The sequence below is a fragment of the Acinetobacter sp. ATCC 27244 genome (genome assembly GCF_000156555.1).
Taxonomy (GTDB): Bacteria; Pseudomonadota; Gammaproteobacteria; order Pseudomonadales; family Moraxellaceae; genus Acinetobacter; species Acinetobacter haemolyticus.
This window is the reverse complement of the sequence record NZ_GG665992.1, coordinates 1-793: the sequence shown is the minus strand read 5'-3', so window position 1 is coordinate 793 and position 793 is coordinate 1. Positions and strand designations below refer to the sequence as shown.

At 34.0% G+C, this 793-nt stretch carries 1 protein-coding gene; it reads right to left on the bottom strand.

Going from position 1 to position 793, the window contains the following annotated elements; all coding sequences use genetic code 11:
* Window positions 1–128: 128 nt before the first annotated feature.
* Window positions 129–590 carry a YfiR family protein gene (locus HMPREF0023_RS15930; protein ID WP_005088251.1) on the bottom strand — a complete coding sequence of 154 codons (462 nt, stop codon included), beginning with the start codon at window positions 588–590 and terminating at the stop codon, window positions 129–131.
* Between the last annotated feature and the right edge of the window lie 203 nt (window positions 591–793).

Sequence of the window (793 nt, the reverse complement as noted above, 5' to 3'; positions counted from 1 at the left end):
GGTAAACATTGAAATCGTGGCAAAGGTAAAAGAACAAATAAAAAAAGTAATCGCAAAAATAGTAAATTGAGACTTACGGAATAAAGCATGTAATGAAGTTGATTGATATAAACTTGAAATCACGTTGATCACTCCGTGTTTTTTGCCAAGAGTAGAACACGTGGATCAATGTGAACTTTGGAGGCACTTAAAGCATCCAGATTCACTTTAAATGAAGAAAAAGTCTGACGACTATACAAGCAGAAAATACTTCCAATCTCGCATGCGGGATTATTCGTACTTAATGAAAGTAACGAGCGAGAAGGGTGTGCTTGAATAAGATTTTGTTGTTGTTGTGGTGTAGTCGTAGAAAAATAAACAACATTACAATCGGTTTTTGTGAAATCTTTCGTCGCTATTGCTTGCACTTGATAGTCATACGCAAGTTGACGAATATTGACTTGAAACTGAGATGCAGCCTCATTGTTATCTAAAACACAAATGGTTGGGCGTGTTGTATTCGGCCATTTGCTATAACTTAATATTGATAGCGTTAACTCATAAAAACTATGGCTCGAAATGGCATGACTAAGCGGACTAATAGAAATCAAACCTATTAGCCATAAATATTGAGCTTTCCTAAAAATACACCGTCTTTTCAATCAAAAATGCCAAAAAATGTGAAGCAAGAAACATATTCTACTTTACTTAATTGTTTAAAAATAGCTCTTAAAGGCAAAGAAAAAGTATTAAAAGTAACTGATGCGTTCAAAAAACGTTCACTTGATAATAAAAAATAGATGGGGGTGTTGCA